This is a genomic window from Natronospira bacteriovora (genome assembly GCF_030848495.1).
Classification (GTDB): Bacteria; Pseudomonadota; Gammaproteobacteria; order Natronospirales; family Natronospiraceae; genus Natronospira; species Natronospira bacteriovora.
Genome location: NZ_JAVDDT010000005.1, coordinates 62352 through 89310 on the forward strand (window position 1 = coordinate 62352; position 26959 = coordinate 89310).

General features: G+C 64.7%; 30 protein-coding genes. 7 read left to right on the plus strand and 23 right to left on the minus strand.

The annotated features are described in order from the left end of the window. Positions 1 to 36: 36 nt before the first annotated feature. The gene (locus tag RBH19_RS08830; RefSeq protein ID WP_306728477.1) at positions 37 to 1032 is read left to right on the plus strand and encodes a tetratricopeptide repeat protein; all 996 of its coding nucleotides are present in this window, start codon (positions 37 to 39) and stop codon (positions 1030 to 1032) included. Further along, positions 1029 to 1385 carry a DUF4870 family protein gene (locus RBH19_RS08835; RefSeq protein WP_306728478.1) on the plus strand — a complete coding sequence of 119 codons (357 nt, stop codon included), beginning with the start codon at positions 1029 to 1031 and terminating at the stop codon, positions 1383 to 1385. The genes RBH19_RS08830 and RBH19_RS08835 overlap by 4 nt, the downstream gene beginning before the upstream one ends. Before the next feature lie 237 nt (positions 1386 to 1622). Here the strand turns inward: RBH19_RS08835 and RBH19_RS08840 are convergent, their stop codons facing one another. The 19 genes from RBH19_RS08840 to RBH19_RS08930 all read right to left on the minus strand — a co-directional run bounded on the left by RBH19_RS08840 (position 1623) and on the right by RBH19_RS08930 (position 18790). Continuing rightward, positions 1623 to 2126 carry a c-type cytochrome gene (locus RBH19_RS08840; RefSeq protein WP_306728604.1) on the minus strand — a complete coding sequence of 168 codons (504 nt, stop codon included), beginning with the start codon at positions 2124 to 2126 and terminating at the stop codon, positions 1623 to 1625. A gap of 5 nt (positions 2127 to 2131) precedes the next feature. Further along, positions 2132 to 3265 (minus strand): DmpA family aminopeptidase, encoded by a 1134-nt coding sequence (locus RBH19_RS08845; RefSeq protein WP_306728479.1) that lies wholly within the window; start codon positions 3263 to 3265, stop codon positions 2132 to 2134. A 226-nt stretch (positions 3266 to 3491) separates the two neighbouring features. Next, a complete protein-coding gene (locus tag RBH19_RS08850) occupies positions 3492 to 4724 on the minus strand; it encodes a beta-ketoacyl-ACP synthase (protein ID WP_306728480.1) in 1233 nt (410 codons plus the stop codon). Then, a complete protein-coding gene (gene fabG / locus RBH19_RS08855; RefSeq protein ID WP_306728481.1) occupies positions 4724 to 5461 on the minus strand; it encodes a 3-oxoacyl-ACP reductase FabG in 738 nt (245 codons plus the stop codon). Before fabG ends, RBH19_RS08850 begins: the two co-directional genes overlap by 1 nt. After that, entirely contained in the window at positions 5458 to 5904 is a 447-nt protein-coding gene (locus RBH19_RS08860; protein WP_306728482.1) for a hotdog family protein, read from the minus strand. The genes fabG and RBH19_RS08860 overlap by 4 nt, the downstream gene beginning before the upstream one ends. 39 nt (positions 5905 to 5943) lie before the next feature. After that, entirely contained in the window at positions 5944 to 7125 is a 1182-nt protein-coding gene (locus tag RBH19_RS08865; protein ID WP_306728483.1) for a beta-ketoacyl-[acyl-carrier-protein] synthase family protein, read from the minus strand. A 12-nt stretch (positions 7126 to 7137) separates the two neighbouring features. Next, on the minus strand, positions 7138 to 7692 hold the full coding sequence (locus RBH19_RS08870) for a DUF3261 domain-containing protein (RefSeq protein WP_306728484.1): 555 nt from the start codon (positions 7690 to 7692) through the stop codon (positions 7138 to 7140). Beyond that, complete coding sequence (locus RBH19_RS08875; RefSeq protein WP_306728485.1) at positions 7689 to 9980, minus strand: MMPL family transporter; 2292 nt, start codon at positions 9978 to 9980, stop codon at positions 7689 to 7691. Before RBH19_RS08875 ends, RBH19_RS08870 begins: the two co-directional genes overlap by 4 nt. Further along, on the minus strand, positions 9977 to 10564 hold the full coding sequence (locus RBH19_RS08880; protein WP_306728486.1) for a LolA family protein: 588 nt from the start codon (positions 10562 to 10564) through the stop codon (positions 9977 to 9979). The genes RBH19_RS08875 and RBH19_RS08880 overlap by 4 nt, the downstream gene beginning before the upstream one ends. Next, positions 10561 to 10992, minus strand: a complete 432-nt coding sequence (locus RBH19_RS08885) for an acyl-CoA thioesterase (protein WP_306728487.1) — start codon at positions 10990 to 10992, stop codon at positions 10561 to 10563. The genes RBH19_RS08880 and RBH19_RS08885 overlap by 4 nt, the downstream gene beginning before the upstream one ends. Continuing rightward, positions 10989 to 12563, minus strand: coding sequence for an HAL/PAL/TAL family ammonia-lyase (locus tag RBH19_RS08890; protein ID WP_306728488.1), 1575 nt, complete (start codon positions 12561 to 12563; stop codon positions 10989 to 10991). Before RBH19_RS08890 ends, RBH19_RS08885 begins: the two co-directional genes overlap by 4 nt. Then, a complete protein-coding gene (locus tag RBH19_RS08895; RefSeq protein WP_306728489.1) occupies positions 12560 to 14266 on the minus strand; it encodes a glycosyltransferase family 2 protein in 1707 nt (568 codons plus the stop codon). The genes RBH19_RS08890 and RBH19_RS08895 overlap by 4 nt, the downstream gene beginning before the upstream one ends. After that, the gene (locus RBH19_RS08900) at positions 14263 to 14613 is read right to left on the minus strand and encodes an ApeI family dehydratase (protein WP_306728490.1); all 351 of its coding nucleotides are present in this window, start codon (positions 14611 to 14613) and stop codon (positions 14263 to 14265) included. Before RBH19_RS08900 ends, RBH19_RS08895 begins: the two co-directional genes overlap by 4 nt. Next, positions 14610 to 16001 (minus strand): AMP-binding protein, encoded by a 1392-nt coding sequence (locus RBH19_RS08905; RefSeq protein ID WP_306728491.1) that lies wholly within the window; start codon positions 15999 to 16001, stop codon positions 14610 to 14612. Before RBH19_RS08905 ends, RBH19_RS08900 begins: the two co-directional genes overlap by 4 nt. Continuing rightward, positions 15998 to 16573, minus strand: a complete 576-nt coding sequence (locus RBH19_RS08910; RefSeq protein WP_306728492.1) for a COG4648 family protein — start codon at positions 16571 to 16573, stop codon at positions 15998 to 16000. Before RBH19_RS08910 ends, RBH19_RS08905 begins: the two co-directional genes overlap by 4 nt. Before the next feature lie 4 nt (positions 16574 to 16577). Then, positions 16578 to 16820, minus strand: coding sequence for an acyl carrier protein (locus tag RBH19_RS08915; protein ID WP_306728493.1), 243 nt, complete (start codon positions 16818 to 16820; stop codon positions 16578 to 16580). Positions 16821 to 16831: 11 nt separating this feature from the next. Further along, on the minus strand, positions 16832 to 17092 hold the full coding sequence (locus RBH19_RS08920) for a phosphopantetheine-binding protein (RefSeq protein WP_306728494.1): 261 nt from the start codon (positions 17090 to 17092) through the stop codon (positions 16832 to 16834). A 191-nt stretch (positions 17093 to 17283) separates the two neighbouring features. Next, the gene (locus RBH19_RS08925) at positions 17284 to 18063 is read right to left on the minus strand and encodes a lysophospholipid acyltransferase family protein (RefSeq protein WP_306728495.1); all 780 of its coding nucleotides are present in this window, start codon (positions 18061 to 18063) and stop codon (positions 17284 to 17286) included. Beyond that, positions 18050 to 18790: a beta-ketoacyl synthase chain length factor gene (locus tag RBH19_RS08930; RefSeq protein ID WP_306728496.1), complete on the minus strand. Its 741-nt coding sequence runs from the start codon at positions 18788 to 18790 to the stop codon at positions 18050 to 18052. The genes RBH19_RS08925 and RBH19_RS08930 overlap by 14 nt, the downstream gene beginning before the upstream one ends. Before the next feature lie 104 nt (positions 18791 to 18894). On the opposite strand from RBH19_RS08930, the gene RBH19_RS08935 reads away from it, so the two are divergent. The 5 genes from RBH19_RS08935 to RBH19_RS08955 all read left to right on the plus strand — a co-directional run bounded on the left by RBH19_RS08935 (position 18895) and on the right by RBH19_RS08955 (position 23399). Next, positions 18895 to 19854, plus strand: coding sequence for an ABC transporter ATP-binding protein (locus tag RBH19_RS08935; RefSeq protein ID WP_306728497.1), 960 nt, complete (start codon positions 18895 to 18897; stop codon positions 19852 to 19854). 1 nt (position 19855) lies between these two features. After that, on the plus strand, positions 19856 to 21007 hold the full coding sequence (locus tag RBH19_RS08940; protein WP_306728498.1) for an ABC transporter permease: 1152 nt from the start codon (positions 19856 to 19858) through the stop codon (positions 21005 to 21007). Positions 21008 to 21077: 70 nt separating this feature from the next. Beyond that, a complete protein-coding gene (locus tag RBH19_RS08945) occupies positions 21078 to 21347 on the plus strand; it encodes a phosphopantetheine-binding protein (RefSeq protein WP_306728499.1) in 270 nt (89 codons plus the stop codon). Positions 21348 to 21369: 22 nt separating this feature from the next. Next, positions 21370 to 22497 (plus strand): beta-ketoacyl synthase N-terminal-like domain-containing protein, encoded by a 1128-nt coding sequence (locus RBH19_RS08950; protein WP_306728500.1) that lies wholly within the window; start codon positions 21370 to 21372, stop codon positions 22495 to 22497. After that, positions 22494 to 23399 carry a beta-ketoacyl synthase N-terminal-like domain-containing protein gene (locus tag RBH19_RS08955; RefSeq protein WP_306728501.1) on the plus strand — a complete coding sequence of 302 codons (906 nt, stop codon included), beginning with the start codon at positions 22494 to 22496 and terminating at the stop codon, positions 23397 to 23399. The genes RBH19_RS08950 and RBH19_RS08955 overlap by 4 nt, the downstream gene beginning before the upstream one ends. A gap of 17 nt (positions 23400 to 23416) precedes the next feature. Here the strand turns inward: RBH19_RS08955 and darH are convergent, their stop codons facing one another. From darH to RBH19_RS08975, 4 genes are read right to left on the minus strand one after another with little or no spacing between them, the layout of a single operon-like run. Further along, the gene (gene darH, locus RBH19_RS08960; protein WP_306728502.1) at positions 23417 to 24436 is read right to left on the minus strand and encodes a BtrH-related acyltransferase DarH; all 1020 of its coding nucleotides are present in this window, start codon (positions 24434 to 24436) and stop codon (positions 23417 to 23419) included. Position 24437: 1 nt separating this feature from the next. Continuing rightward, positions 24438 to 24857, minus strand: a complete 420-nt coding sequence (locus RBH19_RS08965) for a DarG family dialkylresorcinol biosynthesis protein (protein ID WP_306728503.1) — start codon at positions 24855 to 24857, stop codon at positions 24438 to 24440. Further along, positions 24854 to 26014, minus strand: coding sequence for a beta-ketoacyl-ACP synthase III (locus RBH19_RS08970; protein ID WP_306728504.1), 1161 nt, complete (start codon positions 26012 to 26014; stop codon positions 24854 to 24856). The genes RBH19_RS08965 and RBH19_RS08970 overlap by 4 nt, the downstream gene beginning before the upstream one ends. Next, positions 26004 to 26957 carry a dialkylrecorsinol condensing enzyme gene (locus tag RBH19_RS08975; protein WP_306728505.1) on the minus strand — a complete coding sequence of 318 codons (954 nt, stop codon included), beginning with the start codon at positions 26955 to 26957 and terminating at the stop codon, positions 26004 to 26006. Before RBH19_RS08975 ends, RBH19_RS08970 begins: the two co-directional genes overlap by 11 nt. Positions 26958 to 26959 lie beyond the last annotated feature (2 nt).

The window sequence follows — 26959 nt, forward strand, 5'->3', positions numbered from 1 at the left end:
GGAACAGACACGACAACCATAAGAAGGGGAACGATGATGACAAAGCAACTCACCCTGCTTCTGCTGCTGCTTCTACCCACGCCGCTGCTGGCCGGAAACGACCAGTCGCCCCTGGAACTGGCACAGTCGGCACTGGACCAATGGCGTGCGGACCGGGCGGTGAGCATTCTCGAGCAGCACCGGGATCCCGAGAATGTGGAGTGGCTGAAGCTCAAGGGTCTGGCCCTGATCACGGTGGGTCGAATCGACGAGGCCATGCCCTATCTGGAGGATGCCAAGACCCGGGCGCCGGAAGACGCCGAACCTCACTGGTATCGGCTGGCCGGCCTGACCGCTTCACTCAATGACAGCGGCGCCCTCGGTCAGATGCGCCTGGCCCGCCAGATCCGTCGTGCCCTGGAAACGGTGGTGGAGCTCGACCCGGACAACCCCGAATATCGTCTCGGACTCATGCAGTTCCACATGGGTGCGCCGCGGGTGGTTGGCGGTCGCTCCTCCGTGGCCGAGGAACAGCGCCAGCGCCTGGCTGAAATCGATCCCCACTGGGGCCTGCTGGCCGATGCCCTGTTCCTGATCAGCGAGAAGGAACAGCGGGCCGGCCTGGATGGCCTGCTGCAGGCCTGGGATGAGGGCCGTGGCATCGAAGACGCTGCCATGCCCGCCGTTTTCAATGCCCAGGCCCTTGAAGACTGGGCGGCCGCGCGCAAGACCCTGCATGAATACCTTGCCATGAAACCGGGCAATCCCAGTGCCCTGTATCAGCTTGGCCGCACCGCCGCTCTGTCCGGGGAAGACCGCCCCGCCGGCAAGGCCGCGCTGGAGGAATACCTGGCCCTGCCCTTCCACTCACCCCTGATGCCGTCGGCGGCCGCGGCCTGGAGGCGGCTGGGCGAGATTCATCTGGCCGGTGGTGACGCTGAACAGGCACAACAGGCCTGGCATCAGGCCCTGAAACTGGATCCCGAATTCGAAGAGGCCCGCCTGGCGCTGGAAGCACTGCAGAATGGCGAGGACGAGGAGAAGCGGATATGAGCGCCTACGGAAACGAGCAGGCCATGGGTCAGGACTATCGTCAGGACCAGACCGCCTGCCACATCGTCTATGCCCTTTATGCGGTCAGCCTTTTCAGTGGCGTGCCCGCCTTCATCGGCGTCATCGTGGCCCATCTTCAGAACGGCAAGGTGGTATCGGGGTTGACCGCCAGCCACCTGCGCTGGCAGATCCGCACCTTCTGGTGGTCCGTGCTCTGGCTGCTCATCGGCCTGGCCCTGACCCCGATTCTCATCGGCTGGGGCGTCCTGTTCCTGAACTGGCTCTGGTTTCTCTACCGCACGGCCCGAGGCTGGTTGAGACTGATGGATCGGATTCCGGGTTACCGGTATTAGTGAGTGCCCGGCTCTTCTCGTAATCGTAGTCGTAGTCGTAATCGGCTTTTCCAGACTTAAAAATGCCGATTACGATTACGACTACGACGGTTGTCGAATCCCGCTCACTCCATCCTTGGAATCAGCAGACCCGTAATCATCAATACCGCCAATAGGCCGATGAGAATGCCCAGGCGGATGAAAAGCTGCTTGTTGCTCGGTTGCTTGTCGCTCATGTTGGCTCCGGCAGTCAATGAATCAATCAATGTCGGGGCGGCGCTCGCGCACCTGGCTGGGACTCAGACGCTCTTCACGCTGGGCGGCTACTTCCTCCGGGCGCAGAGGCTCGAAGTCGTCGGACAGTCGGTCTTCGCCGCCCCAGGCATGAATGCTGTGATTGAGTATGGCGGCGATATCTTCGTCCGACAGGCGCGTGAAGCCCGGCATGATGCCACGATAGGTCTGCCCCTGGACCTGAATCTCACCACCGAGACCATGCAGGGTGAGCTGAACCAGGTATTCCCGTCCGCCTTCGGCCAGGGCCAATTCCACCGCGTGTCCGGCCAGCGGTGGAAAGGTGCGACCCACGCCACTGCCATCACTCTGGTGGCAGGCTCGGCATTGGCGCTCATACAGGGCCGCACCGCGGGGAAAGGCGGAGGCTTCCACCCGTGCCTGCCGCATTTCCCGGTCGCCCTCAGGGCTGTCACATCCGGCCAGAATCAGCCCCACCAGCAGCACACTCAAGCCGAAGGCTTGCATCCTTTTCACTGAAACAGCTCCTCGAGACGCTCAAGCGGAATGGCATCCAGGTGGCGGCCATCCCGACCACTCATGGACTCCGCCTGGACCAGGCTGTTGTAGATGGCCTCTTCCGTTGCCTCCACCGTGGCCAGAAACAAGGGATCCATGGCCGAGTCATTGAGTCGGCTGATCGTTCGTTCACTGCGATCGGCACCGTGGCGAACCCGTTCCGCCGTGGAGAAAGCCACCATGAAATCACCCGAGCCGTTGCTCATGAATCCGCCTGTGCGCCCGATACCCAGGGCAGCCCGTTTGGCCATCCGTTCCAGGTTGCGCTCACCCACCGGCGCATCGGTGGCAATGACCACCATGATGGATCCCTGCTCGGTTTCCAGCTCCAGTTCCAGACCGGTCTCCAGCACATCACGGAATCGATACTGGCCCAGAATCTCGCCCACCCGAACGCCATCCATGGTCAGGATGCCGCCAAAATTGGCCTGCACCAGCACCCCCACCGTATGGCCGCCCAGGGTGGCCGGCAGGGTGCGCGAGGCCGTGCCGATGCCGGCCTTCCAGCCGAAGGCGCGGGTACCGGTACCGGCCCCCACATTGCCCTCGGCCACCAGGCCGCCTTCCGCGGACTCGATGGCGGAAAAGACATGCTGCGGGCGGACATACTGGGCACGAATGTCATTGAGATAGCCGTCGTTGGTCTCGCCCACCAGGACATTGACCGAACGGACATCCTCATTGCCTTCCTGCTCGAGTACCCAGCGGGCACCGGCATCCATCACCGTGCCCACATTGAGGGTATTGGTCAGCAGAACGGGTGACTCCAGCGTGCCCAGTTCCCGCACCTGCTCGAAACCCACCGCCTTGCCGAAACCGTTGGCGGTATGGACAGCGGCAGGCACCTTATCCTGGAAGACATTGCCGTCGTGGGGAAGAACGGCCGTGACGCCGGTGCGGATGTCATCCCCCGATACCAAAGACACATGACCCACGCGAACACCGTCCACATCGGTGATGGCGTTGAGCTCCCCCGTGGGCAGGACACCCGGCGCAATGCCCAGATCACGGGCCCGGGGGCGTTCATCGGCCATGACGCTGCCGACGGTCAGGGCGGTGATGATTGTGAGGGTGATGAATCGTTTCATGGCAATTGCCTGATGTTTCGGATTGCGGTGTTCTTCTCGCCGTTGTCGTTGTCGTTGTCGTTGTCGTTGTCGGATTTTCGGGTTTCCCTTCCTGCCTGCAAAGGCCGATTACGACTACGACTACGAAAAGGACAGGGCGGCGAGTTGTTCGTCTTTCTTGCTCGCTGCTCGTCACTCGAAGCTCGTCACTTCTTGCAAAAGCCCGACAACGACAACGATTAGATAATCATTCCCGCCAACGCCGGAAGATCAGTGACGTATTGATTCCACCGAAAGCGAAGTTGTTGCTCATCACATACTCGGTATCGATCTCGCGGCCGTCGCCCATGATGTAATCCAGGTCGGCACAGCGGTCATCCACATTGTGGAGATTGGCCGTGGGGGCGAACCAGCCTTCATTCATCATCTCGATGGCCAGCCACGCTTCCAGGGAACCGCAGGCCCCCAGCGTGTGCCCGAAGTTGCCCTTCATGGAACTGATGGGCACGGCGCGACCGAAAACCTCGCGAGTGGCATGGGTCTCGGCAATGTCGCCCCGATCCGTGGCGGTGCCGTGTCCGCTGACGTAACCGACCTGATCAGGGTGAATACCGGCATCCTCCAGAGCCAGACGCATGGCCACGGCCATGGTTTCGGCATTGGGCTGAGTAATGTGGGTGCCATCGGAATTGGTGCCAAAGCCCACCAGTTCGGCCATGATGCTGGCCCCGCGTTCGCGAGCATGATCCAGGGATTCCAGGATCAGGCTCACCGCACCCTCGCCCACCACGAGGCCGTCCCGGTCACGATCATAGGGCGCGGGCGTGGTTTCGGGGGCATCATTGCGGGTTGAAGTGGCGTACAGGGTATCGAACACCGCGGCATCGGCACTGGAAAGTTCTTCGGCACCACCACCGATCATCATGTCCTGATGACCGTAGCGAATGGGCTCCATGCCATAACCCACGCCATGGGAGCCGGAGGTGCAGGCGGAGCTGGTGGGAATGATGCGCCCGGTCATCTTGAAGTACAGGGCGATGTTCACCGGCGCGGTGTGCCCCATCATCTGCACATAGCTGTTGGAGGTCACGCCAGCCACATTGCCGGTCTGGAGATAGCGGGCGAAGGTCTCGGTGGCGTCGATGCTGCCGAAGGAGGAGCCACAGGCCACACCGGCACGGCCGCTGGTCAGGATCGGATGCTCGCGCAGGCCGGCATCCTGCAGGGCCAGGTCCGAGGCGCGGGTGGCCAGCAGAGCCACGGTACCCATGCTGCGGGTCTGCTTGCGCCCATAACCCGCCTTGGGCAACTCGAAGTCCATGACCGGCCCACCCAGACGGGTATTCAGGCCGACGAATCGTTCCCACTCGGGCATGTAACGAATACCTGTCCGGCCGGCCTTCAGGGCGGCGCGAATACTCGGCCAGTCGTGCCCCAGCGAAGTCAGGCCTCCGACACCGGTTACCACCACACGTCGCATCAACACATCCCTCCGTTGACGGCGAACACCTGTCGGGTGATGTAGGCCGCCTCATCACGCATGAGAAAGGCCACGGTCGCCGCCACTTCTTCCGGGCGACCCACGCGGCCGGCGGGGATCAGCTTGAGGGCTTCCTCCACCGGTGCATCGGCCACCATATCCGTTTCAATCAGGCCCGGCGCCACGCAGTTGACCGTGATCCGGCGTTTGGCCAGCTCCAGCGCCAGGCTCTGGGCTGCCGCAATGATACCGGCTTTGGAGGCGGCGTAGTTGGCCTGGCCGCGATTGCCCATCAGGCCGGAAACCGAGGACATCGCCACAATGCGCCCACCCTTGCGCGAACGCACCATGGGCATCACCAGGGGGTGGACCACATTGTAGAAGCCACCAAGATTGGTATTGATGACCCGGTCCCAGTCCTCGCCGGGCATGGCCGGGAAAGCATTGTCGGCCGTGATGCCGGCATTGCAGATCACCCCGTAGTAGGCGCCATTGGCCTCCACGTCCGCTTCCAGGGCGGCGGCCACGGCCTCCCGGTCACCGATGTCGAAGGCCAGTGTATCCGCCCGGCCACCGGCCCCGCGGATGTCTTCAGCCAGCGCCTCGGCGGCATCCCGGCCGGAACGATAATGCAGGGTGAGCGCCCAGCCATCTTCCGCCAGGCGCCGGGCGATGGCGCGTCCGATTCCCCGGCTGGCGCCGGTTACCAGCACCCGCCTGTCGTCCTGTTGGCTCATTGATCTTCTCCGTCGGCAGCGACCACGTCGCCTTGCATTTCCATGACACTCAGCCGGCCACGCGCCACCACGCGACCGTCCAGATGAATTTCCCCGCTGTAGGAACCGAATCCATTGTCCTGACGCATCAGCTCCTGCATGTGAATGTCCAGCTCGCCGGGCACCGGAAAGGCGGGAATATCCGCGTCAAAGGACCGGCAGGCGAGCAGATACCCCATGCGTGGACGCTCGCCCCGGGCCTGACCCCGCGCGCCGGACCACGCCGCCACCGTCTGGGCCATCATTTCCAGCCCGACCCAGGCCGGCACCTGCCCGTCTGCATCCAGAAAGGGATGTGCCGGGGTCAGCCGTACACACCCATGGGCCTGCACATCGCCATGGCTCGCCAGCTCGTCAATCAGGCGCATGTCGCCGCCATGGGGCAGCAACGCTTCCGATTTCATTCCGGGAAACCCCCTGAACCGTTGTTTCTGATGCAGGACTCAGGCGTCGCCGATAAGCAGCACGGCATTGCTGCCACCAAAGGCGAAGGAGTTGCTCATGGCCAGCCGCACACCCCCTCGCACACGGCTGTCGGTGTCGATCAGGCTCAGTGGCGCCAGCGCCGGATCCGCCTCGCCATCCCAGACATGGGGCGGCAGACGACCGTCACCATGATCGGGATGCAGGGCCAGCCAGCAGAAGGCCGCTTCGGTGGCACCCGCCGCACCCAGTGTATGTCCTGTCATGCCCTTGCTCGACCCGCAGGCCACGCCCTCGGGAAACACCCGGGCAACCGCATGGCTCTCCATCAGGTCATTCTTAATGGTACCTGTTCCGTGCAGGTTCAGATAGGCGACATCGCCGGCTGCCCGCCCCGCCTGATCCAGGGCCGCACGCATGGCGGCTTCGGCGCCACGGCCCTCCGGATCCGGGGCGGAAATATGGTGGGCATCGGAGGTCTCGCCCCAGCCCATCAGGCTCAGGCCGCCGGCTTCCCGGCTCATGAGAAAGAGCGCCGCCCCTTCACCGATGTTGATGCCGTCACGACGACGGCTGAAGGGGTTGCTCTGCCCCGCCGACACGGATTCCAGTGCATCAAAGCCATTCACCGTCAGACCGCAGAGGGAATCCACCCCCCCTGCCAGAACCACGTCACACAGCCCCGCCTGCAGCAGGCGCGCCCCGGCGATGATGGATTTGGCGCTGGAGGTGCAGGCAGTGGAAATGGTCATGGCCGGACCGGTGACCGCGAGGAAATCCGCGAGGAAGTCCGAGGGGCTGCCGACTTCCTGCTGCCGGTAGTGGTAATCCGACGGCCGCGGCTGACCGTGATGATCCGCGGCAACGGCCTGCTCCCCCTCGCGCACTCCCGAGGTACTCGAACCCAGCACCACCGCCACCCGCTGCGGCCCATGCCGCTGAATGGCGGCATCCACGGCCTCGCGAATCTGGTTCAGGGCGGCCAGCAGGAGGCGGTTGTTGCGGCTGTTGTAGTGACGCCAAGGCGGTTCGATGGCCGGCAACGGCCCCGGCCACTCCGCTACCGTGGTACGGCCACCCCGCAGCAGCGTCACCTCGCGGTTCAGGCCGGCGCGGCTGCCGGACAGCAGCGATTGGAGCACGCTGTCACGATCGCCTCCCAGGGAATTGATGATGCCAAGCTGGTTGAGATAACAGCGCAAGTACGAGACTCCTCAAAGCGGGCTCATTCGAATGTACAGCTCGTCGGCGAATTCGACGGTAATCTCGCCGTCCGGCGCATAGTGTATGCGGGCCAGCAGGCGACCGCCATCCAGTGTCAGGCGCCGCTCGCGGCCATCGTCCATGGCCCGATCACTCACCCGGCCGCCGATGACGGCCGTGGCCAGCTGATCGGGGGACGCGAAGACCAGCTGAATCAGCGCCAGCAATCGACGTCCGTCCAGGCCCATTTCCTCGCTGCGAACGGACTGCTGCAGCCGCGTACCGTCCCATTCGATTCGGAACAGCCCCATGCCGGTCTGGCTCTGCCCCACCAGCAGGGTGCGCTCGCTATCGAAGGCAATCTGGCCGATGAAGGTCTGCCGGCCCTCCGGGCTGCGCACCTCCACCCGATCCAGGCGTTCCTCCGGATCGGCCAGGGCCGCCGGCTCGATCAGGCAATAGGCCAGCCTGGCGTGCAGGCGCTCGCACTCCCGTTCGGGTGGCAGGCTGACATGGGCGCAGGCGGCCAGCAGCAGGGTGAAGATCAGGACGACATGGCCCTTCATGCAACGCCCTCCCCGCCATCCTCACAGGCCAGCACAAAGGACGACAGCCAGGCGGCCACGATGCCCACCACCACGGTCAGGCCGAACTGGCCAAGGGCACTGACCTGGCTCAGGCCCAGCAGACCGAAGGCCAGCAGGGTGGTGACGGCGGCCAGGGCAATGCCGGTGACCCCGGGCGGCGAGACCCTCTGCTCGGCCGCCAGGAAGGCGGCGTAGTCCGCCCCCACCCCGAGCCCCAGGATCAGCCCCATGAGCACGAAGGTATTGAGCCCGATCCCGCTCAGCCACAGAAACAGCAGGGTGATCGACAATGCACACAGGGGAGCGAGTGCCGGGCGCAGACCTCGCGGCCAGCCGAGAATGAGAACGAACAACAGGGGAATACCCAGTACCGCTGCCGTGAGTATCCAGTGCCCGGCCGCCCGCCGTTGCGCCGAGAGGTTTTCGTTCATCAGGCTGATGGGGCGAATGAAGCGCACACCGGGGGGAAGCGCGCTCTCGATTCCGGGGGCGCCCCGGGGAATCACCAGGCTGGCGGGGGCCGTTTCGTGCTTCAGCCACAGGCTGTCGGCCAGTGGTGCCAATGGCCCGCTGCCCAGGTCCCGCGGCTGTAACCAGCGCCCGTCGGCGGCGGCCCAGTCCCGGCGCAGGCGCTGCAAGCCCGCCGAACTCAGGCCCAGGGCCTGCAATTGTTCCATCAGGCGGGGGTTATTCAGGGCTTGCCCAATGAGGGCATGGGCCTCTTTCTGTCGCGTCAGCGGCGGCACCACGCGGGACAGGGCAATAGGGGCATCGGCCAGCCCCTGATCCAGGCGGCTCAGCAAGGCCTGCTCGCGTTCGAGGACAGTATCGGCAGCATCACCCTCGACGATGAAGAAGCCTTCAGGGAAGTTCGTGCCGGTGAGGGAACGCAGATGCTGATCCACCGCCAGGCGCTCGGGCAGCTCGGCCTGGAAAGCCCGCAGATCATCCGAACCCGGGATCAGGGCGTAAGCCAGCACGCCCAGTGGCAGGCACAGTAACGGCAGCAGCCAGCGCACGCGACCCAGCCCGGCGAAGAAGGCCACCGGACGATTAACGCCCTGCTGCAACCGCGAACGCAGCTGGAGGGGGCGCCCGCGATCGGCAAAGGGGAACAGCCACACCACCGTAAGCCAGGCACCCGCCAGACCGGCACCGGAAAACACCGCCAGCTCGCGCATCACCGGAAAGGGGCTCAACGCCAATACCGTCAGGCACAAAAGACTGCTGGCCACGCCCAGCACCAGGGGGCGGCGCAGGCGTCGAACCACGTCGGCACCGCCACCGGGCGAGTCACCTTCGGCACGATGCACCAGGTACTTGAAGACATAGTCGATGGCGATGCCCAGCAGCGTCGTGCCTGCCACCAGTGTGATCACATGCAGGCGGCCGAAGAGCAGAAGGGACAAGGCCACCGCCATCAACACGCCGGTGGCCAGTGCCAGCGTTCCCAGCAGCACCGGACGAAGACTGCCAAAGGCGAGCAGGACCAGCAGTACGATACCGCTCAGGGACAGAGTGGAGATCAGGGTGATTTCCGCCCGGGCCAGGTCACGCTGTTCCGCCGCAAACAGAACCGGACCGGTCACCTGCAGACGGCAGTCGCCACACTCGGCACTGGCCGCAAGCCTCGCGTTCTCGAGCGCATCGAGGACGGTGGCCTGAAAACGCCCGTCAAAGGCTTCACCCTGCAGCGTCATGGGCAGAAACCAGAAGGGCTCACCGGCCCGCTCGCCCTGCCAGAGTCCGCCGCGCGCCTGAAGACCGGGATAGGGATTGGGCAGCCGCGAGAGGTAGTCGCCCAGAAAGCCGGCGGGATCCTTGTCGAATCCCAGGCCGGGGGTGGATGAGGGGCGCGCCAGCCGCGCCTGAACGGCACGCAGATAGGCCTGGGCCGGATCCGCCCTCATGGCCTCAAGGCGGGTATCGCTAAGCAGGACAAAGCGCCAGTCGGCCAGGTGATCCAGCAGATCACGGCTGGACCCCGAGCGTACCGGCCGCGCCACGGCAGCGGCTTCCAGTTCGTCACGGGCCGCCCGCATGGCCGCCTCGGCGGCCACCGTGGGCCCGGTGACCAGCAGCATCAATTCGCCGGCAACGCCGAGACGATCCTGCTGCAGTGCCCGCGCCACCACCGGATCCTGATGTTCCGCCGGCATCAGATGGGTGATGTCGGTATCCAGCCAGTCTCCGTCGCCTGCCAGATGAAACCCGCCCACGGCGAGCACGGCCAACAGCATCAATAGCCAGAAAAGCGCCCCTCTCATGAACCCGATTCCGTGTCGTCCTCCGGCAGCGACGGGGCTTTGCCACGATGCTCACTGAGACGGATGTCGAGCCGGCCACCATCGGCCTCCTCAATCACCACCCGGCGGATATGCCCGTTCTTTTCCAGCTGCAGGCGGGGAATCTGTTGGGCCAGTGCCTCATCCCGCGGCACCAGACTGAGCACCTGGCCGTGTCCATCGTCCGGTACCGATCGATCCCGTACCTGAAACAGACTCGCCATGGCCTGCTCGTCGCCGCTCATGACCGCAATGAGGAGCTCATTGAGCGAGACCACCCAGGGGGCCTCGCGACGGCTGATCTCGCGCCGGTGGCCATCGGCATCCTCCTCGACGATGCGATCCAGATACAGCAGATAGGCGTATTCAAAGGGTGATTCGGTGCGCCACTCCAGGCCTTCGCCCTCGACCCAGCTCACCCGTCCCTCGCTGCGAAAGGGTCGCTCCAGCCCCGGCGTGGTGCGTGCCTGTTCGAAGCGGGCCTCGAAGCCTTCCGGTGCCGTGTCGGCGGCGGCCGACGGGGTCAGCAGGCACAGGGACATAAGCAGGGCGGCCAGGCGCATCATGAGGCCTGGGCCTCCAGCCGGGCACGTACGCGATCCGTGAGGGCGGGTGGTGAGACGAACTGCAGTTCGCCACTGCGCGCATCCACCGCGCACTGAATGGTGTGGGCTCGACACAGACGCCTGTCATCGTCCAGATTGCGGATCTCGTAATCGATACGCAGGCGGTTTTCCCATTCCACGATGCCCGAAATGACACGGATGCGTTGGGCATATTCCAGCGGCCGGATGTACTTCACCCGGGTATCGACGATGGGCCAGAGGTATTCCGATGCGCGCATTTCCGGGTAGTCGTAGTCGATGCTGCGCAGCAGGGCGGCCCGACCGGCCTCGAAGTAGCGAAAGTAGTTGCCATGCCAGGCCACCCCCATGGGGTCGAGGTCCTGAAAGGGCACTTCCAGTTCGATGCTTTCCTGGATGACTGCCTTCATTGTTCGTTCTCCAGCGGAATTCGACGATCGCGCAGGGTGTCCAGCAAGGCACGAAGCTCCATCTCCAGGGCCCGATCCTGATGCACCGGGGGGCAGACCTGACGTACGGCCTCGAGGGTCGCTTCCACCGTGGCGGGCAACCCCCTGAGCTCATTGCGCTGTTCACGGATATAAAGAGCCTGGGAGACGGTCACCAGCAGAGCCGTGCAGACCTGCTCGGCCAGCTCAAGCACCCGCAGGGCATCACGGGCGGCGATGGTGCCCATGCTTACCTTGTCCTGGTTGTGACATTCGGTGGAACGGGAAAAGGCGGTGGCCGGCATGGTCAGCTTGAGCGCCTCGGCCGTCCAGGCGGACACCGAGATCTGCAGGGCCTTGAGGCCATGACTGCTGTCCCGCTCCGGATTGTCCTCGCTGGCGAGATTGGCCGGCAGTCCGTTGGAGAAGCGGGCATCCACCAGCTGGGCCATCTGCCGATCCTGCAGATCGGCCAGGCTGGCAATCGCCGTTTTCAGGGAATCCATGGCCTGGCCCACATGACCGCCATAGAAATGCCCGCCGTGATAGACACTGCCGTCCACCGGATCAATCAGGGGGTTGTCATTGGCGCTGTTGAACTCGATGTCCAGCCAGCGTTCCGTCCAGTCCAGGGTGTCATCAAGCACGCCGATCACATGTGGTGCGCAGCGGATGGAGTAGCGGTCCTGCAGGCGAACCCCGGGTACGCCGGTGTGTTCGGGCAGTACCTGACGGATAGCGGCGGCCGAACGCGACTGTCCCGGATGGGGCTTCATGGCGAAGAGTTCGGGATGGAAGTGGTCGGCATTGCCGGCCATGGCCGTACTGGCCATGGCCGTGATGCGATTGGCAGCGTGCACCAGCTGGCGGGCACGGGCCCAGACGATGCCGGCAATCCCCGTCATCACGGCGGTGCCGTTCATCAGGGCCAGGCCCTCCTTGGGCTTGAGCTGCAGCGGCTCGATACCAATCTCCGCCAGCACCTCGGCCGCCGGTCGCCGGCGGCCCTGGTGGCGAACCTCCCGTTCACCCAGCAGGGTGGCGGCCAGATAGGACAGGGGCGTGAGATCACCACTGGCACCCACCGAACCCTCGGCCGGCATCATGGGCAGGACATCCTCCTGCAGCAGACGCACCAGATTCTCCAGCAGTTCAAGGCGAACACCGGAAACCCCTCGCGCCAGAGAATTCACCCGGGCCAGCATGGTGGCCCGCACCGCCTCGTCGGAGAGGTACTCACCCATGCCACAGCCGTGATAGCGGGTCAGGTTCAGGGGCAGCACATGCAACTGGTCGGCGGGGATGGAGACCGTGCAGGAATCGCCGAAACCGGTGGAGATGCCATAGACCTGGCGGCCACTGGCAATGATTTCGGACACCCGCGCGGCTCCCTGGCGAATGCGGTCACGAAAACCCTCATCCGCGGACAATGACACCGACACACGGCGGCGTGCCACGGCATCCAGGGACGCCACCGCCAGATCGCGGCCACCGATTTCCAGCACCCCGCCACTGCTCACCTGCCCGGGTACCGGGTCCAGACGCTGATTCATTCCTGCTTCTCCAGATCGGCCACTGGCGATGGCGGCGTCGCCTGGACACCGTTGTCCCGCCAGAAGTCATAGAAGTTGTACCACTGATAAGGGTATTGCCGCGCAAGCGTTTCCAGACGACCGGCATACGTCTCCGTCAGCGCCTGCAGTTCCCGATCCCGATCCTTTCGCGGCAGGCGAATGCGATCCGCCACCGGTTCCAGGAATACACGGAAACCGCCATCGTCGTCTTCCATGTAGAAAAAGAAGAACACCGGGCAGGCCAGAACATGGGCCAGCACCCAGGGGCCCACCGGAAAACGGGCCTGTTCGCCCAGAAAGGGGGCGGTGACCGTGGGGCTGTCCCCGGCCACGGGGGTACGATCGCCGACAATCACCACGAACTCCCCGGCATCGACCCGTGACTTGAGCATCAACGCGGTATCCGCGCCGATTTCTTCCACCAGGATCAGATTGGCGCCGAAACGCTCGTTCAGCTCCTGCATGGCACGATTGTAACGCCGGGCGTTGGCCGTGTAGACCAGCGCGTTGAAGGTCACTTCCGGCCAGCGCGCGGCAATCGCCCGGCCCACTTCAAGGTTGCCCACATGGGCGCCGATGAAGAGTGCCCCCTGCCCGGCATCCACCAGGGCCTGAAAGTGTGCCTCATCCGGAAAGGCCGTGCGGGCCTGACTGTCAGCCCCCGACCAGGCTTCCACCCGATTGATGTTGGCCTGCACGAATTGCCAGAAATGGCGGAAACTGTTGCGCCAGCCCGGTGCCGGCAAAGCGGGGTCCAGGGCATGCAGACGGTGAAAATACTGCATGGAGGCACGCCGGGCACGTGCATTGAAGAGCAGGAAATACACCGCCGCCGGGAACAGCACCACCGCCATGCCGCGACGGCCGAGCAGTCGAAAAGCCAGGACGGACAGGCGCAGTGCCAGCAGGCTGCCGCGTTCACCGGTACGGGACCAGTGACGCTCACCGCTCCGGCGGGCGAACAGCAGGCGTGGCAGCCGCCCAAGCATGCCGAAGACCAGGCGGGTGTGCATCCAGCTGATGCGCACATTGTCCCGGAACAGACGAAAGGTGGATCGGCTGCCGGTATCGTAGCGCACCGCCGTGGGCAGAAAGCGCACGGGGACACCACGCCAGAACAGGCGCACCATGATCTCGGTATCGAAATCCATGCGCGCGCCCACGCCCTCCTGGTCGATTACCGCCAGGCTCGCCTCCACCGGATAGACACGGTAGCCACACATGGAGTCGGAAATCCGCAATGACAGGGTCTCGATCCACACCCAGACATGCGTGATGTAACGGGCAAACACCCGTCCGACCGGAACACTCTCGTCATAGCGGGGGCGCCCGGAAACCAGCGCCCCCGGTTCGGCCTCCACCAGGCGTAGCAAGCCCGGCACATCATTCAGATCATGCTGGCCGTCGGCGTCCACCTGCAGGGCATGACTGAATCCGCGCGCACGGGCCAGACGCAGACCGGTGGTCACGGCCATGCCCTTGCCGCGGTTGATCTCGCTGCGGCAAAGATGCACCCCCGCATCGGCGGCGGCCACCTTTCGCAGCACCGCTGCCGTGTCCGGGTCGCTGCCGTCATCCACCAGCAGGCATTCAAGGCCGTGGGCACGCAGGCCGGCGACCACCTCTGCCACCCGCTCGGGCTGGTTGTAGACCGGCACCAGGGCACAGCAGCGAATACTCATGGGGCCTCCCGCAGACGCAGGCAACCTTCCGAGCAGACCGGGCCCTGCCCTTCTCCCATGAGATAACGCCAGTCCAGGCGGTTACCGCGACGCCGAATCTCCAGCGTGAGCTCGCTGTCGGGCTCGATCAGTTCATGGAACTTGACGTGCCGGAGGCCGGCAAAGGGTGGCAGTGTGCGGAAATGTTCGCTGGCAAAGTGATGAACCCAGTGAAGCTGCACGACGCCCGGCAGCACCGGATGCCCCGGGAAATGCCCCGCAAACCAGTCCAGTGCCGCCGGCACACGCAGGCGCAGGCGGATTCCGTCCGGCAGGGATTCACGGGCAATCTGCTCAGGCTGTTTCATGCCGGCCTCTCGAACAAGGCCTGCAGATCCCGCTGCAATACCTTGCCGGTGGCGTTTCGCGGCAGGGCCTCCAGGTAGCGGAAGCGGCGCGGCAGCACCACGTCGGTGAAACGGTCACCCAGGCGCTCACGCAGGGCACCGCGAAAACGCCAGCCGCCCAGTTGCTCCAGTTCCCGCCGACCCTCGGCACTCAGAACCAGGGCCGCCGCCGTGGTCTGACGCTCGCCATCCATGGCGAGTACCGCGGCTTCGGAAACCCAGTCCAGTGCCTCCAGAGCCTGCTCGATTTCCTGCAGGGAAATACGCCGATCCTCGATCTTGACCACACCATCTTCCCGCCCCAGCAGACGAAAGGCCTTGCCCACCAGCTCGGCACGGTCGCCGGTATCCATCCAGTCGCCACCACATGGGGCGGAGCGCACGGACAGTCGTCCTTGCTGACCATCGGGAAAACCCAGCTCGACACCATCGAAGACATGCCAATCGGCGAACCCGGGGGCGCCCTGGTCCCGCCAGGCAATGCCGCCGGATTCCGTGCTGCCGTAGACTTCCCACACGGAGATCGGATCGAGGGCGTCGTGCAGGCGGCGAGAGGTCTCGGCCGGCAGTGGACCGGCCGAGGAAAAGATCACCGGCAATTTCACTTTGGCCACCTGCAGGCTGGCGAAGCCCGGCCAGCGCTTGAGGTGGGCCGGACTGCTCACCAGTGCGGTGGCGTCGGCCACGGCGCAGGCCGCGGCGATCCGCGGTGGTTCCAGCAGCGACAGCTCGGGGAACGCCCGCCCGGCGGCAAAGGGCCAGAGCAGACGAAAGATCAGACCATAGAGATGGTAGTGGGGCACCGTGGCCACCACCCGGCAGTTGCCCAACTGCTCACCCCACAGGGCCTCGAGCACCGCCAACTCGGCGTCCAGCTGCCGGAAGCGCTTGCTGATGCGCTTGGGGTCTCCGGTGGAACCGGAGGTGAACATATCCAGCGGGGTATCGAGGTCGATGGTCAGCGCCGCGGCGGCGGCCGGATCCACCGTGGCCTCGGCGGCCAGGCTCACCGGGTTCAAGGCCGCGGATTCCACCAGCTCGGGGGACGCACTGATCACACCGGTCGTCTCGTCCACGAACGACAGGACGGCATCCCGGCCAATATGCTGGGGCAGCACCACTCGCCGTCCGGTCGCCAGTACACCGAGAAAACCCGCGAGAAAGCAGGCGGCGTTCTCGTCCGCCACCACCCAGCGCTGACGCTTGTCATTCAGCACCGCATCCCGCACGGCCAGGGTCATGGCCGCCAGCTGCCGCCGGTCGTGCCCGGCCCGTTCCGGGTGCCAGCTGGCCACCTCGGCCGTCGCCACATTGGCAAAAGGGCGGGAAAGGGAGAGAAGCTCGCTCATGATGCGCTCCAGTATCGCCGGGCTCGCTGGCGGTAGAAGTACTCAAGGGTGAACAGCAGCCCCACGAGACAGTAGCTGACAAGACCGTTATACAGGGCCCAGACCACATCGGATGCCCACAGGGCCGTGCCCAGGGCAACGAAGGTATTGAGGCAAAGAAACAGCGACCACAGCCAGGTCAGCCGGCGCGTGTAGAGAATGGCCTGCGGCGGCAGTTCCTTATCCCGCAGGCGGGCGAAACGCTCAGCCAGTGGCATGCGGGTGAACAGGGATCCGAAGAACAGGCTGAAGATGCCCAGATTGGCCAGCACCGGGTAGAAACGGATGCCGACCATGAAATCCAGATCCACCAGGAGGGGAAGTGTGAACAGGGCAGCGAGCAGAATCAGGATCGAAGCCTGGAGTGACAGGCCCAGGCCGTGAAACCAGCGTGCGGCCAGCACCCTCAGGGCAATCAGTGCCAGCAGCAGCATCCACAGCACGCCCAGCTCCAGATAGCGCATGCCCAGCAGCACCACCAGCGGGTAAACGGCCAGAGCAATACCACTGATCGCCGGGAGCAGGGCCTTCATGGCATCAGGCCAGCAACTTCTCCATGGCGTGCTTCACGTCTTCCACGGTTCGCACGTCCTTGAACTGTTCCGGCTTGATCTTCTTGCCGGTCATTTCCTGCAGCTTGATCACCAGATCCACCGCATCGATGGAATCCAGGCCCAGATCCTCGTAGAGATTGGCGTCGGGCTGCACGTCGGCCTCGTCAATCTCGAAATGGTCAATCAGGATCTGCTTGATTTCGTCAAAATCCACTTGCGTTGCCATGGGGAACCACCTCAGGCCGAACGGGCCGATTCAATGAACCGGGCCAGATTCTCGATACTGTAGAAATGCTCGCGCGTGTCTTCCGATGTGGCATCCAGGCGAACGTTGTACTTCTTCTGCACGGCCACGCCGATTTCCAGGGCGTCGATGGAATCCAGCCCCAGACCGTCACCAAACAGCGGTGCCGTGGGGTCGATATCCTCCACCGCGATGTCCTCCAGCTCAAGGGCATCAATCAGCAGTTCGCGCAATTCCGTGGTCAATCCAGACATCTTCAGCCACCTCTCCTGCGCCGGCCGGCATGGGCCAGGCGGCGGGAATCATATTAAGTCAAGTCGACCGCACCGTGGTGCGGGCGAATTTTGAGGATCATCACGATACACGGGCATGATCACCACCGCCCACCCCTCATATGAGGGGTTTCCCCCGGACACGGGGCAAAGCCCTGCGAGAGCGCGCGATTCTACAAGAGCCGCAACTCGCCTTCAAAATATTCCAGCATGCCGTCGGTCAGGCGACGGACGGCGAGGCTGCGCTCCAGACCCCGGGTGTCCGCCAGTGCCTGATGGTCAATGGGCTCATTCACGCGAATACGCAGGGTCCAGACACGGTCGGGCACCTGGTACCAGCGGCTGCCCTTGTTCAGGGTGGGCGGGGTGCATTCCATGATCACCGGCACGATGGGTGCGTCACTGGCCAGGGCAATCCGCGCCGCTCCCCGCTGGAACGTCAGGGGTTTGCCAGGCACGGTGCGTGTTCCCTCGGGAAAGACGATGAAGGGTTCGCCCTGGGTGCGCAAGCGCTCGGCGGCGATCTCCACCACCCGCTCGGCGTCGGCATTGCTGACGTAACCGGCGGCACGTACCAGCAGGGCGAGGATGGGGTTGCGCCAGACCGACTGCTTCACCACGCAATCCGCTTCCGGCAGCATGGAAATGATCACCACCACGTCAATCAGTGTTGGATGCTTGACCGGCAGCACGAGACAGCCCCCGCTCTGCCGAAGGCGTTCCCGATGCTCGATCACGAAGCGCCCGAGACCCAGTTTCTCGATCTGCCAGGGGACGGTGCCAAAACCCCAGGCGATCAGCCGCCTGACCCTGTGCTGACGTCGACGACGACCACCGGGTATCAACATCAGAATTGGCAACACAGTGACGGTCAGGAGGAGACCGCCAATGCCAAAGCTGAGAAAAACCCATCCGGTACCCAGAGAGCGATAGATTCGCTCAAGCGGCCACATGGCCTTCCTCCAGTGTCCAGTGATTGCGCTGACCGCGCCAATCCACCCGCGACTGCTGCTGCGTCAGCAGGGCCATGATGGCGCGCAGAACCCCCATGTCACTGGCCGGTGGGGACTCAACAGCGGCATCCCCATGCCGGAACAGCAGGCGACGCCCGCCCTGCCCGGCCGCTGCGATGCGCAGGGCGAGACAGACATCGGGGGACTGGGCATCCAGGTACCCGCGATAGAAATCCGGTACCGGCTGCTCGACCCAGACCAGCAGGCATTCGCCGCTGCGGCCGTCGGCCTGAAGGATGGCTTCAAGCAGGCCCATGGCGAGTGAGTCCGGCCCGGCGGCGATCGCCGTACTGGCCTCGCGATTACCGCGAAAAATGCTGTAGAGACCAGTGGTGGCGTTATGCACCGAGAGCGAAAAATCCTTGGGTGACAGGGGTTCTTTCCGGGCCAGCGACTGGAGCAGGGAATGGGAGCGCTGCAACTCGCCGTGTCGGGAAGTGAACACGATGGGCAACGCTGGCTCACCGTCATCCAGGCATTGCTCCATGGCCTGAAAGCCCATGCGGGCCATGCGGCTGAGACGGCGCCGTTGCATGGGCGGCATGAAACTGACATCGGGCGCATCCTCACCGGCGAAGGCGGTCTGTTCGGTCAGCCACGCCTGCCACGCCTCGGCGGACGTCACACCGGGCGCCCAGGCGCTCCATCTCAGCAGATCGAATTCCAAAACCCGTCTCCCGCGCTTGCCATCGGAGTTTCTTCGAGGCGATAGTGTAAAGGAACTGCTGATCAATTGGATCAGTGTTTCCTGCCAGGGAAGCCTTCAGCCTGATGAATGACAAGCAACCCGAGGTTGTGCTCAACCTCGACCACATCACCAAGTCCTGGCCGGACAAGGCCGAACCCGCGATCGACGACCTCAGCCTGACGATCCGGCGCGGCCGGATTGTTGGCCTGCTGGGCCCCAACGGGGCCGGCAAGACCACGCTACTGTCAGTGCTCATGGGGCTGACGCCGGCCGATCACGGCACGATTCAGCTGAACGGCCAGAAGCTGGATCGCACACGCCAGGCACTCAGGGCCATTGCCGGCCTGGTGCCTCAGCACATCGCCCTCTACCCCAGCCTCAGCGGACGGGAAAACCTGGCCTTCTTTGCCGGCCTGTTGTGGGCGGACGCCGGCAAGCGACGGGCCATGATGGACCAGGGGGCGCAGCTGGCGGATCTGGGCGAGAACCTGGATCGTCCCGTGGCGCATTACAGTGGCGGCCAGAAACGCCGCCTGAATCTGGCCGTGGGGCTGCTGGGTGAGCCCGAACTCCTGTTTCTGGACGAACCCACCGTCGGCATCGACCCGCAATCACGCAATTTCATCCTGGAGCGTATCCGGCAACTGCGCGAGGAACGGGGACTGACGGTCGTCTACACCACCCATTACATGGAGGAAGTCGAAGCCCTCTGTGACGACGTGGCGATCATCGACCGGGGGCGTATCCTGCTGCATTCCGAACTGGCCACGGCCCTTGCCGAAGCCCGGGGCGTTGGACAGATGCGTCTGCGACTGGCCGGTCCGGCATCGGCGAGCCTGCTGGCCGAACTGCAAGCGGCCACGGCCACCCTGTCCACCGCGGACAGTCGGCAGCTGGATCTGTGCCTGAAGGAGGCAGGTGCACCACTCAGCACGCTACTCGCCCTGATCGAGAAGGACGGCAACCGGGTGGAGGATCTGCGTTACGGCGCCAGCCTGGAAAGCCTGTTTCTTTCACTCACCGGCCGCGCGCTAAGGGACTGACATGATGCACCGAACCCTGGCTCTGCTCGTCAAGGAACTCAAGGTTCTGGCCCGCGACCCCCATGGCCTGCTGGTTCTGTTTGCCATGCCCGCGGTGTTCATCCTGGTGATGTCCATCGCCCTGCAGGACGTCTTCAATGACGAAGGCAGTGTCGGCAGTGTGCAGCTGCGGGACGACGCCCGGGACGAACTGTCACTCAGTTTTCGGGAACACCTGGCCGGCCGGCTCCATCTCCTGCCCGCAGAGGATGCCGGAACGCCCGGCCGTGATGAAATTCTGCTGATCCTCGACGACGGCTTCGACCAACGCCTGCTGGCCCTGGTGGAGGAAGAGACAACGGCCCCGGCCCTGCGGCTGCTGGCCGGCAATGGCGTGGACGGGCGCTCCCTGCAGATCGTCAACGGGGCCATTCAGATGGCGCTGGGCGAAGCCCTGTCGGATGTGGAAGGTGATGGCGAAATCGGCGCACTGCTGGAGCGACTTGGCCGACATGCGGTGGAACAGCAACGGCCCGGGCGGGCGGACCCCGGCGCCGTGGTGAGCTCCGTGCAGCAGTCGGTTCCGGCCTGGCTGGTATTTGGCATGTTCTTCGTGGTCATTCCCCTGTCCACGGTGCTGATCGGGGAACGACAACAGGGCACCCTGTCCCGCCTTCGCCTGACGGGCGTGGGCCCCATGCACCTGCTGCTGTCCAAGGTGCCGGCCTACCTGATCGTGAATCTGCTCCAGCTCATGCTGATGCTGGCCATCGGTTTCTGGCTGGTTCCCCTTGTCGGGGGTGAGGCTCTGTCCGCCCCGGCCAGCGCCCTGGCCCTGCTGCTGGTGGCCCTGTCCACTGGCCTGGCCGCCATCGGCTTCGCCCTGCTGGTGGGCGTGATTGCCCGCACCCACATGCAGGCCACCACGGTCGGCGGGGTATTCAACATCATCTTCGCGGCGGCCGGCGGCATCATGGTGCCGCGTTTCGTGATGGCCGACAGCATGCATGCGGTGGCCTGGCTCTCCCCCATGGGCTGGGCCCTGGACGGTTTCCTGGACGCCTTCCTGCGAACGGATGCCCTTGCCGTCATTGCCCTGCCCATCACCGGCCTGCTCGCCTTCGGTACCGTGTGCCTGCTCCTGGCCATGATGATACTGGCCCGTCGGCCCTGACACGACCCTGCAGCCCCGGGAACCTCTGGTAAACTGGGCCACTCATGCCAGCGCAAGAGACCGGGGATTCATGACAGCGCTTACGGACGAACAGCTCAAACTGGAATTGAAACGGATGATCCTGGAGGAAACGGGCAAGGACGATCTTTCGCCCGAGGATATCAGCGATGATGAAGCCCTGTTCGGCCCCGATGCCCCGCTGGCCCTGGATTCCCTGGATGGCCTGCAGATCTCGGTGGCCCTGAAACAGCGCTATGGCGTTGAGATCAACGACAGCAAGCGCCTGCGGCGGATCATGGCTGACATCAACAGTCTCACCGACTTCCTGCGCACACGCTGAAGCCGACCACGCCGCACAGCCCATGACGATGCCCAATGCGATTCAAGCCGTGCACCTGATCGGCGGCGACCTGGCCTGCGCTGCCGAGTCGCCGGCCCGGGCGCTGCGGGACTATTCCGCCGGCGCCCTCCCGTCGTGGCCACGCCAGCCTGTACCCGGCTACCCTGGGGTGGAACGCCCCTACGCATGCCTGCACGATGCACTGGATGCCGATCAGGCACTGGACCAGGTGCTGACATCGGCACTGGACCAGGCCGGTCTTGACCGCCGCGCCCGACAGGAAGCGGCCGTCATACTGGGCACCTCGTCACTGGACATCGGACGCGATGAACGCCGGAGCCGGGAGCGCCTGCGCACCAACCCGGACGCCCCCCTGCTGGAAGACGCACGCTGGGGCTTCATGCTGGCACACCTGTGCCAGAAGCACGGCCTGAACGGCCCCCAGTACACCTTCAACACCGCCTGCAGTTCCAGTGCCAATGCCCTGCTCTATGCTCAGCGCATGCTGAGTCTGGGCACGGTACCGGCCGCCATCGTCATCGGCTTTGATGTCTACACCGGCATCAGCTTTTCGGGCTTTCACGGGCTGATGCTGCTGGCCCGGGAACACTACCGGCCCTTCGACGCGGAACGGGAAGGGATCGTCATTGGCGAAGGTGTGGCCGCGGCCGTGCTCAGTCGCTCGGATGATCGGGCACTGGCCCGGCTGGACGGCGGACAATCCGCCATCGATCCCACCGGTGTCACGGTGGCCTCCGAGGACAGTCTCGTCACCGTCATGCAGGGGGCACTGGATGCCTGCGCCGCGGTCGAACCCTTCGCCATCAAGGCCCATGGCACGGGAACACCGGGCAATGATTCCACCGAAGCCGCCGCCATTCATCGCGTCTTCGGCGACGGGCACCCGCCCTTCTTCTCCATCAAGGGCGGCCTGGGTCATACCCTGGGTGCCTGCGGACTGGCCGAGTTGCTGGCACTCATGGACTGTCGGAACCAGGGTTTCCTGCCGGCGTCCATCGCCTTCCGAAGCGTCGACGACGCACTGCCCGTGCAGCCACTTGCCAATCCCATGGCCTTCGAAGGCGGGCCGCTGCTGCTCAATTATTTTGGCTTCGGCGGCAACAACACCAGCCTGGTGGTGACGCTGTGAGCGGGCTGGCGCTGCAGCAATATCGCATCCGGGCGGCGGGGGTCTTCGCGCAGGTACTGAGCGAGGACCGGCGGAGGGAACTGCGCGAGGTCATGGCCGAGCTGGCGGTCACGCCCCTGCGCCGCTCCAACCGCTTCATCTCCCTGGCCGTGCTGGCAGCCGAGCTGTGCCAGCGGGATCTCGGACATCCGCCGCCCGCCGATGCCGGCGTCTACCTGGCCACCGCCCATGGCAGTTTCACCGACACGGTCACCCTGTTGCGACATCAGCTGGTGAATCAGCAGCCGGTGACCCCCTTCCGCTTCGTCAACGTCCTGAGCAATGTGGCGGGCTTTCACGTGGCGGCACGGCTGGGCACCCAGGGCGAGAACCTGGCGATTTCACGCCTGCGTGGCGCCTTCGATGCCGCCATCGAGACGGCCAGCCTGGACCTGGCCCTGGGCAAGAACGACTGTGCTCTGGTGGGGGGCGTGGATGAAGGGGACGACTGCCTGACACTGCATCGTCAGCGTACGGGAACACCGCGAGACCGGCAGCCGGGCGAAGGTGCCGGCTGGCTGGTACTGGCTCCGGCCCGGGTCGGGGAACCGGCTGATCTGGAACACCTGGGGGATTTTCTGGACTGGCAAGCGGTGCGCGCCACCATCGACACACGAAGCCCGGACTGGATTGCAGCCGGCCCGGAGAGCTGGCATCGACCGGCCTCGCTGCCAAAAGCCTTCCCGGATATCCCCTGCTGGGATTATCACGACCACATGGGCTGGTCCCCCACCAATACCGCAGCGGCCTTCGCCCGGCATCACCTGAATGGACGCGGACGTCTGCTGCATCTGGATCGAAGCGCCCCCGGCGGGGCCTGGCGCCTCTGGCTGCTGCACGCACGCCACCACGAACCCGCCTGATCCAGGCGACTGGCCAGCTACCAGAGCTTCCCCAGGGCCTGGCGTTCCAGCGCGGCACACTCACGCACCCGCTCCGGCAATTCGGCCAGCAGGGAAGCATCGCCGCTTTTCACGTAACGCGCACCGGCCAGGGCAAAGGCCCGCCAGCCATCGGCGGCCCGGGCCATCTGCTCGGCACCCTGGCTGAAGCGCTCGTCACCCGTCCATTCGGCCACTTCCTGAAGAAAGGCGGCATACAGGTATCGAAATCCACCGCCACCGGTACCGATCTCTTCCTGCATGCGAATGACCTGGGCCACGAACAGCTGACGCTGGCGATCATCCACACGGCGGTGGGGCAGCTTCTCCAGGCGCCGGGCCAGATAACGAATGCCGCGAATGCCGATCCAGGGGACGGGCGAGTAGCGCATCATCATGGTGGTGCGCCGGATGGCCCGTCGCGCGATGGCCGCGTAATCCGGTGATTCAGGTACGCGCTCCGGGTAGTAGAGCAGCCCTCGGGGCGCGAAGGGGCCTCGGGCAAAGCGGGCCTTCATCAAGGCCGTGCGATGGGCCCGCACCGGGTGCTCGAAAACCGGGTCGCTGATCAGATAGTCATTGCCCTCGCGCCCATAGACGATGAGGTTGTGGGCATTGAAATGAAAGCGCATGTCCTCGGGAAAATAGGGCAACCAGTACACCGAGGTCTGCAGGCCCACCGGACGACCCTCGTCAATGTGCCGATCCAGGGCCGTCATGGCTTCCACCGGATGGCGGTAGCGTTGCCGCCGCATGCCAATTCCCAGGCGCTTTTCCAGGCCACGGACAATCTGCCCGGGCGGCATGCGATAGGACGTCAGCGGCTGCTCATTGACCTTGACCATGGGAAGGTGGGCAAAGGTCAGGGCCGCCGACAGGCCGAACACGGCCGCCTCGCTCAGTTCCAGGCCGGCATGACCCAGCAGCTGAGCCATGACACCGGATTCACAATGGGCAGCGTGCCGGTGCACGAAGCCCTCGACGCAGTGAAGGTCGCCAGTTTGCAGTGCAGCGGCCATGTCAGGGTTCCTGTGTCAGGGCATCGGGATGCATGTCGAGGATCTCGGCGTAACGGGCCAGCAGGCGCGGGGAAAGCCGGGCGAAAGGGCCGGGTCGAAGATGCCGCCGTACCCGCCAGCGCGCTATGCCCATGGCCTGGGCCAGGCTGCCAGGGTCGAGACGGCTGCGGTACATGTGGAAGGCCAATGGGGATGCCCGACCGGCCCGGCAGTCATCCAGCGCCTCTGCGGTCAGGCGTTGAAACTCCGCCACCGCCGCCGACGTCACCACCTCCTCCACCTTCCAGCCTTCGGATGCCTGCAGGTGATAACGACCATCCTCGCCGCGCACATAGACGGCCTTGCGCTCGCCCTCCAGGACACGATTCCCGGATGCGTCGAGATCCTCCTCCCTCGTCGACTCGTTCCGCTCGTCGTTCATTGGGCGACCGTCAGCAGCATCCAGCAGCTGGTGAATCGACCACTTTCGGGCACGAAGCACAGAATGCGTTCGCCCGGCTTCAGTTCTCCACTGCCCGCCAGCTCTTCCAGCATGATGAAAATGGAGGCTGCACCGGTGTTGCCCCGGCTGGCGAGGTTGGTGAACCAGCGTTCTTCCGGAATGGGCATGCCAATACGCTCGAGACCGGCCATCAGTGGCTTGCGGAAATACTCGGAGGACATATGGGGCAGGAACCAGTCCACCTCGGCAACATCGAGGCCCCGGCGGCGGCACACCCGCGGCAGGCTGTCGTCGATGGTCTTTCGCACCACCTGGTCATTGAGCAGGCGCACATCCTGCTTTACCACCATGACCGAGTCTTCGGCCAGGGCCGCGGCGCCATCAAACTCCCGCCAGCCGCGCAGGCGGCCACTGGCGTCCCGCTCGGCACCGGCATACATGCAGGTTTCCATGTCACCCGCGTGACTGACGCTGTCAATCCAGTCAATCCAGAGATTGACCGGGCCATTACCCGGCTGATCCGACAGCAGCATGGCGCCGGCACCGTCGGACAGCATCCAGCGCAGGAACTCCTTCTCGAAAGCCAGTTCCGGTCGCCGCTCCAACTCGTCCTCGGCGGCGCGGGCCTCGGCCTCACCCATGAAGTGGGCGGCGCGCATCATCAGCGAAGAGGTTTCCGAACCGGTGGCCACGGCCTGATGCGCCTCGCCGGCCTTGACGGCCAGCCACGCCTGCTTGAGGGCCAGAATGCCGGCACTGCAAATGCCGCTGGTGGACACGGTTTCACAGGGCGGCGCCCCGAGTTCCCCGTGCACCATGACGGCATGGGAGGGCATGAGCTGATCGGCCATGCTGGTGCCGCAGGCCAGCAGATCCATGGCGGCCGCATCGAACTGGCCACCCTGCAGCCGGCGCACGGCTTCGGCCGTCAACTGGGCATTGTTGTAGCGGGCCTGACCGGTTTCCGGATCCAGCACGTAATGACGCTGGCGGATGCCGTTCTGGCGGAGAATCACCCGGCGTGCCCTTGAGGGCCGGTCGCCGACCTGTCCCAGCACGGATTCCATATGCTCGTTGGCCACGGGCTCACCCGGCATGAACCGACTGAGACTGGTAATACAGACCCTATTCCCCATGAAAGGCTTCCATTCGTTCGCGTCCGGCACCGGATGGTGCCTCGAAATACCGTTGTCTTTCTTCCAGGCGCCGTGCCAACAGAGGCCTGGCAATCCTTTGCAGCAGCAGACTGACCGGCACGACGGTTATGATCATGGCCACCAGAAATACCATATAAAGGTACAGAACGGGGCGGCGGCGGCGCTGGCCCTGACGGCCCACTGCCCTCAGCAGCTTGCCCCAGAGGTAAAAGCTGCGGTGACCGATGCGCTCGCTGATGATGAAACGGCGATCCACCGGTGCGGCAAGCAGCCCCGTCAGCATGGACTGCCCCGCGCGCTCGACATCCCGGGCCAGGCCGTCGACCAGGGCGTGACCGAAGCGGGCCATGCCCCGAATCTGATGCTCGCGCAGGCCAGCCGGTGGCAACCAGCCATCCGCCCGGCCCTGATCGCCGCTCAACAGCCAGCGCGGCGTGGTGATGAAGGTGGCCAGGGGCGGCCCCGGATCCACCACGGCCACGTGGTCAGTCAGCCGGGCACCGGCCTCTGCCAGCAGACCCTTGACCTTTTCCTGGGCGGTCAGCCACATGTTGCGGCAGGCGGTAACGGTCACCACCGGCGTATCGCGCAGCAGGCGCCGGCCCTGGTCCGACTTGAGAAAGCCGGTCACCGGCGGACAGGGAGAAAGAAACCACACCTGATAGACGAGAATGACCAGGTCAAAATCCTCGTGCGGCAGATCCAGCTCATCCATGGGCGGCGGATCCAGGTGCACCGACTCGGGGAATACATCGAGAAAACGAGTCACCGTCCAGGGAAAGGGATAATCCATGCGCGGCCGCAGGCGGGCGTGAACCACCTCAACCCCATCCGCCGCTTCCAGCGGCGCCACCATGGAACGGGCCACCCGCTCGGTCTGGCCACTCTGTGACCAGTAGACTGTCAGTACCCGCTTGCTCATTC